The organism is Piscirickettsia litoralis, assembly GCF_001720395.1.
GTDB classification, from domain to species: Bacteria; Pseudomonadota; Gammaproteobacteria; order Piscirickettsiales; family Piscirickettsiaceae; genus Piscirickettsia; species Piscirickettsia litoralis.
In genome coordinates this window covers 643,260-654,418 of the sequence record NZ_MDTU01000001.1, presented here as the reverse complement: position 1 = coordinate 654,418, position 11,159 = coordinate 643,260, and the positions used below count along the sequence as shown (strand labels likewise).

Annotated in this window: 14 protein-coding genes; 5 read left to right on the top strand and 9 right to left on the bottom strand. The window is 36.5% G+C overall.

Annotation, left to right across the window (positions count from 1 at the left end; genetic code table 11):
• Both BGC07_RS03125 and BGC07_RS20485 read right to left on the bottom strand, forming a co-directional pair.
• The coding region (locus BGC07_RS03125; RefSeq protein WP_139121740.1) for a nitrate- and nitrite sensing domain-containing protein at positions 1-1,142 on the bottom strand (1,142 nt) is incomplete at its 3' end.
• 53 nt (positions 1,143-1,195) lie between these two features.
• Positions 1,196-1,354, bottom strand: coding sequence for a hypothetical protein (locus tag BGC07_RS20485; RefSeq protein WP_158006851.1), 159 nt, complete (start codon positions 1,352-1,354; stop codon positions 1,196-1,198).
• Between the two features lie 454 nt (positions 1,355-1,808).
• Here BGC07_RS20485 and BGC07_RS03120 point away from each other — a divergent pair, with 454 nt between their 5' ends.
• The 3 genes from BGC07_RS03120 to BGC07_RS03110 all read left to right on the top strand — a co-directional run bounded on the left by BGC07_RS03120 (position 1,809) and on the right by BGC07_RS03110 (position 3,853).
• Positions 1,809-2,753 carry a chemotaxis protein gene (locus tag BGC07_RS03120; RefSeq protein ID WP_069311922.1) on the top strand — a complete coding sequence of 315 codons (945 nt, stop codon included), beginning with the start codon at positions 1,809-1,811 and terminating at the stop codon, positions 2,751-2,753.
• A 32-nt stretch (positions 2,754-2,785) separates the two neighbouring features.
• Entirely contained in the window at positions 2,786-3,322 is a 537-nt protein-coding gene (locus tag BGC07_RS03115; RefSeq protein ID WP_077216727.1) for a chemotaxis protein CheW, read from the top strand.
• 84 nt (positions 3,323-3,406) lie between these two features.
• Complete coding sequence (locus tag BGC07_RS03110; protein ID WP_069311921.1) at positions 3,407-3,853, top strand: response regulator; 447 nt, start codon at positions 3,407-3,409, stop codon at positions 3,851-3,853.
• Positions 3,854-4,079: 226 nt separating this feature from the next.
• Here the strand turns inward: BGC07_RS03110 and BGC07_RS03105 are convergent, their stop codons facing one another.
• The 7 genes from BGC07_RS03105 to BGC07_RS03085 form a co-directional block, all read right to left on the bottom strand.
• A complete protein-coding gene (locus BGC07_RS03105; protein ID WP_139121597.1) occupies positions 4,080-5,381 on the bottom strand; it encodes a hypothetical protein in 1,302 nt (433 codons plus the stop codon).
• Positions 5,382-5,401: 20 nt separating this feature from the next.
• Positions 5,402-5,635 carry a hypothetical protein gene (locus tag BGC07_RS03100; RefSeq protein WP_069311919.1) on the bottom strand — a complete coding sequence of 78 codons (234 nt, stop codon included), beginning with the start codon at positions 5,633-5,635 and terminating at the stop codon, positions 5,402-5,404.
• A gap of 354 nt (positions 5,636-5,989) precedes the next feature.
• Complete coding sequence (locus tag BGC07_RS21595) at positions 5,990-6,838, bottom strand: chemotaxis protein CheA (protein WP_235602872.1); 849 nt, start codon at positions 6,836-6,838, stop codon at positions 5,990-5,992.
• A gap of 2 nt (positions 6,839-6,840) precedes the next feature.
• The gene (locus BGC07_RS21590) at positions 6,841-7,674 is read right to left on the bottom strand and encodes a hypothetical protein (RefSeq protein ID WP_235602871.1); all 834 of its coding nucleotides are present in this window, start codon (positions 7,672-7,674) and stop codon (positions 6,841-6,843) included.
• Positions 7,649-8,068 (bottom strand): Hpt domain-containing protein, encoded by a 420-nt coding sequence (locus BGC07_RS21585; protein WP_235602870.1) that lies wholly within the window; start codon positions 8,066-8,068, stop codon positions 7,649-7,651. The genes BGC07_RS21590 and BGC07_RS21585 overlap by 26 nt, the downstream gene beginning before the upstream one ends.
• A gap of 3 nt (positions 8,069-8,071) precedes the next feature.
• Entirely contained in the window at positions 8,072-8,434 is a 363-nt protein-coding gene (locus BGC07_RS03090; RefSeq protein ID WP_069311918.1) for a response regulator, read from the bottom strand.
• Positions 8,427-8,711 carry an STAS domain-containing protein gene (locus BGC07_RS03085; RefSeq protein WP_069311917.1) on the bottom strand — a complete coding sequence of 95 codons (285 nt, stop codon included), beginning with the start codon at positions 8,709-8,711 and terminating at the stop codon, positions 8,427-8,429. The genes BGC07_RS03090 and BGC07_RS03085 overlap by 8 nt, the downstream gene beginning before the upstream one ends.
• A 457-nt stretch (positions 8,712-9,168) precedes the next feature.
• Between BGC07_RS03085 and BGC07_RS03080 the strand changes: the two genes are divergently transcribed.
• Both BGC07_RS03080 and BGC07_RS03075 read left to right on the top strand, forming a co-directional pair.
• A complete protein-coding gene (locus BGC07_RS03080; RefSeq protein ID WP_069311916.1) occupies positions 9,169-10,245 on the top strand; it encodes a methyl-accepting chemotaxis protein in 1,077 nt (358 codons plus the stop codon).
• A gap of 23 nt (positions 10,246-10,268) precedes the next feature.
• Complete coding sequence (locus tag BGC07_RS03075; RefSeq protein WP_069311915.1) at positions 10,269-10,610, top strand: STAS domain-containing protein; 342 nt, start codon at positions 10,269-10,271, stop codon at positions 10,608-10,610.
• The last annotated feature ends 549 nt before the right edge of the window (positions 10,611-11,159 follow it).

Sequence of the window (11,159 nt, the reverse complement as noted above, 5' to 3'; positions counted from 1 at the left end):
AACTGTTGTTGAAGGTCACCTATTTCATCATGATTAAAATCCTCTTTTTCCTCAAACTCTAAATTCCCTTGTTCTATTTGTTGAGCTTCAGAAATAACATCGGATAAGCTGTTTTTAAATAACGAATAAAAGAAGTAAGTAGAAGGATAGTGATTGAAAAAATCAATTAATAAAACAATAGCCTCAATAATTGTATTGAGTAGAGCTTGACTTTTTTGTTGCTCAGCATAAATCTCTGTGGCTTGAGCAAGCCCTGATTCTATAGTTCGCATTTGATTAATCAGTTGAGTGATTTCGGAAAACCATTCGGAAGGTGGCGTATTAAGCCCTTGAATTGCGTCAGGGTCATTTTGACTAATAGTTGCTAAAATATGGGCAACTTTCTTGCCTGCTGGCGACTGTAATACTTGCTTAAGCTGCTCTTTTGCATTGTCAGGGGCAACGGCATTAAATTCATTAAAAAATTGTTTTTGTGTGGCAACTAATGTGATTAATCGTTGTAAAAGAGCTGGAGTGACTTGATTTTCAGCAAGAATAGGAACTACTGTTGCACGTATAATACCAGCACGCTCTTTTGCTTGACCAAAGGTATAAATTGATTTTGTTAGGCGAAAAGCTTGGGGATCTGAGGCAACACTTTCAACTATAGAGAAATAGCTTGATAGTATTTTATGATTGATCTGTGTAAAAGACTGAATCGCTTGCAATGTAGATATATTGCGATCACTAATATTGCTACGAACGGTTGACAGCTGGTTTAATAATTGTAGCGTTTGCTTAATATTATTAGATAATTGTGGTATTGGGTTGTGATTAATGATAATTTCGCTATCTTTGCGGTAGGACTGTAGCATTTGGTCTGTTATTTGTCGTGCAGCGTTAAGCTTCGCACCAGAGTCATTTTCACTCTTGAGGTAAATTGCGCTTGTGCCACGTTCTATTTGTAAGCGATGTAGTAAATTACTCGCGCTTTGTATATAGCTTGCTTCATGCGCAAGGTTTTTACTGAGTTGGTACTGAGAAAGTAGGTGGCCAATTGATTGATAAAGTAAGAATATTAGCAAAAATGTTGGCAACAAAAGAATAATAATAATTTTATTGCTGATTTTAAAATTTTTAAATAAATTGACTAACTTTTTCATTCTGACAACCTTTCCTTTTCCTTACCGCTTTAGTTTAGGCTTATTTCTTTATATCAAAAAAATACAGCAATATTCATACCACTTAGACATTTTGATATTTTTATGCTTGCTTTATTTTGTGTGCTGGCTTGTTGTGCGTTATTTTGAGCCAGCTGAGAGATATTATTAATTGATTTTATAATTTTGTTTAAAGCTTCATTGCTTAAATTCACTATCTTCTGCCTATTAGCGACATGGGTTATAGCTTCATCGACGAGATCTTAGATTTCTTGAATTCTTTACTGTTTGCATTAATGGATTTGCTCTTTTTGAGGGTTAAAATTTTTTAAGATAGTGCTTAAGGTATTTATTATGTTGAATTATAATCAATGAAATAAAAATGATGACAGGGGGCAGTAAAATATTCCATCGTAACTTAAATTTCTTAAGCATGTTCATTCCTGATCATTCACTTTATATCTATCATTAAAATTAACGCCTATGGGTATAATTCTAGCTGTTTGTTCGCTATTTTTGTGAAATGATGAGTTTATTACAGGGAATGAGTTTCTTACAGAATAGAAAAATGAAGAATGATCTATCCTTTAGCTTATAGGTTAACTAGATTTTATATTTTAGATTATAATTTTATTTTTTTGTTTTTGATAAAAGGTTAGGCATGTCTTTATGCAAAACAGCAATATACTCGCAGATGTTGATTTAAAAACACGATTAGCTGGCACTAATCGTTTAGAGTTAATGTTATTTGAGCTAATTGATGCTCAGCATACATTTTCGATTAATGTCTTTAAGGTTCGGGAAATGTTGCAATGCCCGCCATTGACAAAGCCGCCTGGAGTGCATCCATCGATTGTTGGTGTTGTTCATATTCGAGGGCATCAGTTTATTCCTGTCATCGATTTAAATAAAGTCCTTTTTAATCAATATACAGAGATTGATAAATATACAATTTTATTAATCACTGAATATAGTCAGTCTATACAGGGCTTTTTAGTGAACAAAGCGGATGAGATTATTAGTTTTTCTTGGAGCGATGTTTACCCTCCACCTGAAAGCATGGGCACAGATCATTACCTGACTGGGGTGATCAATTTCTCAGAAGAAAAAATGGTGGAAATTATTGATATCGAGCGTATTTTGGCTGAAATCGCACCACCGGTTTCAACGATCACTAAGAACAAAATTGATGAAGGCATTAAGCATAAAGCTTGTGAATTCACTGTTGTTATGGCAGATGATTCTGCGACGGCACGTGAGATTACCGGAGAGATATTAAAGCAAATCGGTGTGAAAGTGATTGCTGCTAAAGATGGCTTAGAAGCATTAAAAATATTGCATGAGCGAATTAGATCTAAAGAGATGTGTGAGCAGTATCTACTGGTTACTGATGAAGAAATGCCCGAAATGGATGGTTACACTTTAACGCGTAAATGCCGAGAGGATAAAGTATTAAGTGGTCTTTTTATTATTTTAAATACTTCAATTTCGGGGATGTTTAATGAGCAGATGGTTAAGAGCGTCGGCTGTGATGGGTTTGTTCCAAAAACAGATCCGGACTTGCTCTCTAAGCTGTTGATTGACCGCATTAATGAAGTATGTAAAGACGGGTAATTGTCTGTAAGCTTTAGCATGGAGTGACTTTTATGTCTGAGACAGCAGGAATTGATTTAACCGCCGCAGAGGAGCTTGCGGTAGACTTAGGTAGTCGTCATGGGCCAGATGAAAGTGAATCTTTGGCTAAAGAACAATACTTAACTTTTTTGATCGCTGATAAAGAGTATGGTGTTAATATTCTTAATGTGCAAGAGATACGTTGTTGGGGAGCGGTCACACCCTTACCTGGTTCGAGTGATGATTTAAAAGGCGTGATGAATTTACGTGGAGCAATTATTCCAATTGTTGATTTACGCTATAAAATGACTTCATCGGAAATTAATTACAATGTGAGAACGATAGTTATCGTATTGCATATGAAGTGTGAAGGAAAGGATCGCTTGATTGGTGCTGTCGTTGATGCTGTTTCTGATGTTTGTGATGTGGGAGAAGAAAATTTACGTGAAGCTCCAGAAGTGACTGACAAAATAGGTGTGGAGTATATCGATAGGCTGGCTCAATTAGGTGAGCGGATGGTTATTTTGCTGGACACTGATAAAATTTCTATCGATATCCCTGATGAGTGATATCTATATAACTATTTGAAAAATAATGAAAAATAGCTATGCTGTGATCCGTTGAGTTTCCCAAGATGAAAAGGTAAATTGGAAATGGATAAGTTGTGCTTAAACCTGTTATTAGTTGAGGATGACGTTGCCGATCAGAACTTAATATTACTGGCTTTAAAAAAAGTGAGTTTCTCGTATAATCTGCAAATTAAAACAAATGGCCTAGATGCTTTGAGTTATATACAGCAATCTGTTAAAAATGAACGTTACCCTCAGGTGATGTTATTGGATATTAATTTACCCAAGTTAACCGGGTTGCAATTGTTAGAAAAGCTCTCCGCTCACTCAGATTATGGCACAAAAAAATTTCCACATGTTTATACAGTGATGTTTACAACTTCAAAGTTTGAAGCGGATAAAAAGCAAGCCTTTGATTTAGGCGCTGATGATTACTTTGAAAAGCCAAGCTCATTGCAACCTTATATTGACCTTCTAGAACGCTCCTACTACAGTTATCTGGCTAAACACCAAGTAGAACAAAATAGTTAACCAATCTTATTTTTTACTATATTAAAAACTATGGAATTTATCTTGGAATCTAGCAAAAATATATAGATCTCAAACCTGATTTTTACAAAGTAAGAAAAATGGAAGCAGCTTTTTACGACATTTTTGACCCGCCCGTTAAAAAGTGGGGCGCGTGCCGAAGGCTGTTGTCCCCTTTGACCAAAAATTGCACTAATTCCAAATAACCCTCACCAATATTATAAAGAAATTATACGGGCGTTAATGCATTGTAAATAGCAACACTTCTACTCTTTTTGTTATCTTTATTTTTTACATACTCAAAAAGAGTCGATGTATTATTAACCCAAGTCGCATCCGACCTAGAGAATTTATAAACACTACGAGTAGCCTTGTATATATCAGCCATTAATTCTTTATTCTGATTGTCGATACCAACTTCTTTGTGTTTCTTTAACAATTGTAAAGCGAGTGTAGATTTCGATTTAGGGTTCTCAAGAATATATTCGTTTATTTTAGCGATGTCTTTGCGATTACCTTTGTTTGTCCTCAAACGTTTATCCTGTCCAGCAATTATCGCTTGGTAAATTTTATTAAAATCAGTTAACTCATCTTTTTGCAGTTTTTCAGGCGCAAATTGATCTTTAGGAATTAGCGTCATCCAGTGATCTAGTGGGAGATGCCCAGATTTTACGCGCTCATACCCTGACTTTCTAATTATAAAAATACCTCTAGCTTTAGCTATACGATCACCGTTATTATCATAATCATAAAGACCATAGTCGTAGCCTTCTCTAAAATAAGCAAATGGAATTTCTTCAGCACGGTTACCGCAAACGGCTTTATGCAACTGATTTATCTCAGTATCACTAGCCCAAACTCCTTCTTTTGCAAACTTACCTTTAAACCAATTCTGAAATTCTTGATCTTGTACTAATTTTTTATATGCTTTATCTACCTCTGAATCTGCATCTTTTCTTGCATACTTCTTTAAATGAGAAAATGCGACTCTTTCGGCTTCGGAACCTGAGGGAATGAGGTACTCCTCAGACAACTTACAACTTTTGTAAATATCTTCGTTTCTTTTAAGAAAAGAATTATAATTTTTAATGTCCCTGTCATAGTCTTTTAATGACCGCCTATCAGAGTTATTTAATTCTTCATCTGATTTTTCTTTTATTTTATCTAACTTACTTTGTAAGTTTTTAGATTGTTTTGCAGTTTCTTCATAGGAGCCAATAAATAATTTAGTTAGGTAAGATCTATCATCTTTTTCTCTAAATCTTTTTTTATCAATTTTTTCTATCTCGGCTCGACAAGATCTAGAGTATTTCTCAATATAGCGATCAATACCAGAAGCTTTTAATATATCCGCTTTAGAGAAATCACCACACTTATCAGAGGTTTTACCAATCAACCACTTCTGAGGGCGAATGAGTTGACCTTTGACCATTTTTCTGATTTTCCAGGTAAGTGTAGGGTGATACTGATTACTTATAATTGGCTGACTGTCAAAACGACTTATAATATTATCGATGTTTCTCTTACGCAACGGGCCGCTTAGCTCTTTTATTATAATTTTCTGGTTTCCAAGGACATAAAGCCATTTTTTTCATCGATAATACGATTTAGCTGATCCTTAGCATCTGTACTTAAGCCCAATCGCGCCCATATTTCCTTAGCAAAACCTTTATCACTCGATTCGCACAAATAACTCATTAAACCTAAGGCATACGCATTGTATCCACAATCTCCATTTCTAATGCTACCTTCTTTTTCATTATCAATGAGAACATACTCTGGCATATAACTTCAACCTCTTCAAACTGCCCCATAAACTATAACTAGCACAGATACATAGTGCGGAATGTGTCAGGGGAAATGAGACAAAACTATCGATATGTTTATATATAAAAATAAATTTTACTCATAATAACATGCAGAATAAGGCCGACAATTAATAAAAATATCTGTTTTTCTATATGGCAGCGTCACATTAACTTGCTGATATGATGGTGGTTTTGCCTAAGGCTTGCTATGCTCTATTCAGGACTTTGAGCAGCTTTTGTACTGATTTTTCTTCGTTCACTCAACTCTTTTCATTAATTCAAATTTAGTTTTCCATAGCTTGCTGAAATTATGGTTTTCTATATTTTCTTGTTAAGTTGCCTCTGGTGATGGGGTAGTAATGCCCGATTGATGAGTGGAGAGTTTAATCTCATTAATTTTATCCGCTTGCATATTAATTAGATCTGCGACTTCTAAAATTAAAGCAACATGGCCATCACCAAGGATCGTTGCCCCTGATAGCCCTGGAACTTTGCGATAATGGTCTTCAAGGTTTTTAATGACAATTTGTTGTTGTGCGAGAAGTTCATCGACGACTATACCTATCATTTGAGTGCCGACTTCGGCGATAACAAGTAAGCGTTGGCTGAAGTCCTTATCATCACAAGAAACATCAAAAACTTCACCTAGTTCTATAATTGGAATATAGTCATCCCGTAACTGATAGACGCTATGTTGTTTAGAAACTGCTTTAACTTGTGATACATCGATTTTCAGTGACTCAATGATGGATATTAATGGGACAATATAAATTTGCTTGCCAACTCTCACTTGTTGACCATCGAGGATGGCTAAAGTGAGGGGCAGTTGAATACGAAAACAAGCTCCCTCACCTGGGGTTGAAGTGACTTTAATATTGCCACCGAGTGCGGTAATGTTTTTTCTGACCACATCCATACCGACACCACGGCCAGAAAGCTCACTGAGCGATTCTGCGGTAGAAAACCCTGCATTAAAAATCAGGTCATAAACTTCATCGTCACTCATCAGCTCAGGAGAGCTAATGAGGCCTTTTTCAACCGCCTTTTCGCAAATGCGTTCACGGTTTAAACCTTGACCATCATCTGAAACTTCAATGACAATTTTACCGCCTTGATGAAATGCATTAAGGGAGACAGAGCCTTCTGCCGGCTTGCCTGCATTAACACGGTCTTCAGGCATTTCTATACCATGGTCGAGTGAGTTACGAACGAGGTGGACAAGGGGTCACCAATTTTTTCCATCAAGATTTTATCAAGCTCTGTTTGTTCACCTGAGATGGTGAGATTGATTTTTTTATTTAAGCTATTGCTCACATCGCGAACCATGCGAGGGAAGCGGTTGAAAGCGAAGCTAATGGGTAACATTCGGATCTTCATAACACGCTCTTGGAGTTCGCGTGTGTTGTACTCAAGTTGGGCCAATCCCTCGATGAGTCGAGAGGTTTTTGTTTCCTCACTATGGCCGACTTGGCTTAGCATGGATTGAGTAATAACAAGCTCGCCGACGATATTAATTAAGTCGTCAATCTTATCAATAGAAACACGGATCGATGCATCTTTGCTTTCTGTTTTAGTTGGTTTATTTGTTGGTGTTGTCGCCTTTGCTGTTTGATTAGCTGTGGCACTTGTCGAAGGTTCGTCTTTAGGTTCTGGTTTATTTTTAGATTCACTCATCCAGGGGGTAATTTCTATTTCATTATCATCAATCACCCATTCGAAAATTTGATCTATTTCTTCTTTTTTCGCTTCTGTTTTTAATGATAAATACCAATTTAAATAGCATTGTTCTGGATTTATTTCTTTAAATTCTGGTAAGTTGCTGGTATCTGCTTCAATTGTTAATTCACCGAGCTTGTCTAATTCTCTAAATAGACGCAAGGGTTCATTGCCGGTGCTAAGAAGCTTGGGTTCTGAGTTGAATTTAATGTGCCAACCTAACAGATCACCATTTTCAGCCAGTAAATCACCAATCATATTTTGAACTTTTTCTTTAGGCTCGCCCACTGGGGGAAGCATCGCTTTCGCTATCGAGTAGGGCCTGACATTGCTTTTGAAGCTCATCCGCGGTTGTTAAATCAGGTTCTCCATTATTATGCAGAACGGTTAGCATTTCACGCAGGCAGTCTGTTGACTTTAATAATAAATCAACTAAATCTTGTGAAACGGCACGTTCACCTGAGCGTAATTGGTCAAGTAGAGTTTCTAATGTATGAGTAAAGTTAGTCACACAGCTTAAGTTAAATGTGCCACTGCCACCTTTGATCGAGTGAGCGCCGCGGAAGATGGTATTAATCACTTCATCATCTGGGTCGCCAACTTCGAGGCTAAGCAAGCTATTTTCCATAGCATCTAAATTTTCAAAGCTTTCTTCATAATAAATTTCGAGAAACTGGCTTAAGTCAATAGACATAATTTACCCCAATACTTTTTGTACGGTGTTGGTGAGTTGATCAGGATTAAATGGCTTAATTAACCAGCCCGTTGCTCCTGCGGCTTTGCCTTCTGACTTTTTACTACCATCGGATTCGGTGGTAAGGACAAGAATCGGAGTGAATTTGTAAGATGTATTTTCTCTTAATTTCTTAACGAGTGTGATGCCGTCCATATTGGGCATGTTAATATCTGTAATGACTAAATCAAACTGTTGGCATTGCGCTTTAGATAAACCATCATTGCCATCAAAGGCTTCTTCAACATCATGGCCTGAGGTTTTCAGAGTAAAGCTAACCATTTGACGCATTGAGCTTGCATCGTCGACAATCAAGATTTTAGCCATTATCTTCCCCTTTAAAATAATCAGGTAAACCAACCAACTCAAATGCTTTTTTTAATTCTGTTGATGGTGAGGACCAGCATAGTGAAGCATTTTGCTTTTTTAGTGCTTGCTCAAAGGTAAAGAGTAGCTGAATCGCCGAAGTATCCACTTGTTTGACTTGATCAGCTTGCAGGGTTACAGATTTTTTATCTGTGTTTTGATTTAACTCATCAAACAATGCAGCTGCATGCTGTATGTTTAAGCTTTCTGCGAGTACTATTGTTGCTTCATCACTCATATCATCTACAGTCTGAACTTAATATTGGACTCCTGACGTTAATTTTAGACAGTTTTTCATGTTTTTAATGAGGATTTATCTTTGCTTTTTTTAAATAAAATAAATATTGATCAGTTGGTCTTAAACTGTTTTTTCGTTTTTTTTTAATATCTTATTATTTTTTGATGGTAAATAAAATTTACTTAAATTGTAATTGATGTTTTTGAGTAATATTTCATGTGTTTTTTATGGGATATAAATTTAATTTAATACTTTATGGTAAGGTAGAAGAAAAACTGTAAACTACAATTAGGATATATTAAGCGCTTAGAGTGTGGGTTCAGGTCTTAACGTGGATTTATATCGTCGATGAAAAAACTATATATCAAACACTATTTTTGGCTCATCATTATTAATATTTTAAGCGTCGCTTATATTATTTTTGTTGATCATAAAATTACAATAGTTACTTTAGTTATTGTCAATTTTTTCATTATGGTGGTGGGCAAGTATACGCTTTAGTGCTGTTCTCTATAAGCAACGGGAAAAAGCTTGTTTAGATTTAACCGCATATCATCAAAAACTATCAGGTCAAGTTGCGGAACAAATTGTTCATGCAACGAATGAGAATCACGATGCAATCTTGGATAGTCTGGGAAGAGCAAGCGATATCCTTGATCAATCTTATAATCAGGTTGGAACGAACTTTCAAACCGTCACAGTGCAGTCAGCAGAGCAGCATCAGCTTGTACAAGACATGCATGAAGTGGTTTCTGATAGCAAAGAAAGGTTATTAGAGAACTTTATTCTTGAGACAAATAATACATTAAAGCACTATGTAAAAATAGTGATCAATAACAGTAAGCAGAGTATGCGGGTTGTTCAAGAAGTTGATGATATGGTTGAACAACTTTCAGGTATTTTTGATTTGATGGCCGATATTCGAGAGATCACCGAACAGACTGACTTATTAGCGTTAAATGCTGCGATTGAAGCGGCTCGTGCAGGGGATACAGGTCGAGGTTTTGCGGTTGTCGCAGATGAAGTTCGCCAGCTTTCATTTAGTACACAAAAATTCAGTGATGCAGTCGGTGAGCGAGTTGAGAATGCCCGAAATAAAATGGATGTGACAACGAAAATTATTAGTGAGATTGCATCAACTGATATGAGCTCTGCATTAAATTCTAAAATGCACCTTGAGAAAATGATGTTAACGCTTAAAGAGCGTGAACAAAAAGTACAAGGCTATGTCAATCAAGTGACTGAAATTACAGATAAAATTCATCATAAAATGCTAGAAACGGTGCGCTATTTGCAAGGGGGGGATATTATCTCTCAATTGATGGGGAGTGCAATTAGTAATATCAGTGAGCTTGAAGAATTGCTTGAGCAAATGTGCCAGGGTCCAAAAGATAGTCATGATAGTCAGGACAGTTTTAGTCACTGGAGTGATGATGTTAAAGCACAGGTAGAGTCATTCAAAGGGCGACGTAAAGAGTCAGTTCACTCTGTGCAGCAGGAGTCTATGGAGAGTGGCGATGTTGAGTTATTTTAAATTAAGAGAAAAAAGGGACTGTGATGTCGATTGCAAGTGAAGTCTCTAATAATGGTCAAATAGTGAAAATTAATGTTACTGAGCGCTTTGAATTTGAGCAACATCGAGAGTTTCGTAAAGCGTACCAAGAGCATCCTAAGCCTAAGCAATATTATTTAGTTAATTTATCTCAAGTGCGTTATATGGATAGTTCTGCTTTAGGTATGCTACTGCTATTACAAGAGTATTCAGGTAAAAAGAAAGAGGGAGTGCGTGTTGTAGGCGCAACAGAGGAGTGTAAGCAGCTACTTTATGCGTGTGAACTTGATGAGTACTTGCATATTAGTGATGATGAGTCTATTGACATATCTGCGACTGACCATTAATTTACTGTAGTAGTTTCCTGAATCATCGAGTGACGGTATTACAGATAATATTGGCTTGACCCTTTGACTTGAGTATATAAAGTTTTCTGTGTAAATGGATTTTGTCATTAGGCTGGCATCCTATCTGCAAACTCAATTGCAAAACGACTTAAAGCTTGCTTCCAGTCTCTAATTGGCATGGTCCATTTTTTTGAAACACGCTCAATTATTCTGGCCTAATAAAACTGGACACTTCGCAATGAGATAAATATGATTCTCAAACGAGGTGTTTATGAAAGATAAAAAGCAATACAAGCGTTATTCGACGACGTTTAACCGCAGAGCGAAAATCTCGGGGGCTTGCCCCCGTGATGGACAGCTAAATCGGCGAAGAGCCGATTATTAGGCATTAGTTTTAGTTCAGTTGTAGAAAATTGGATAGTTGAAAAAGTGTTATGCTTTATGATTAGGGCCAGTTTATCTTGGAGTTGAAATTAAGAACGTTTTGTAAAAATGGAGAGTTGTTGGAATAGTTTTTCAAACTCGGTTGCTTGCGGCCGAGTTTTTGAT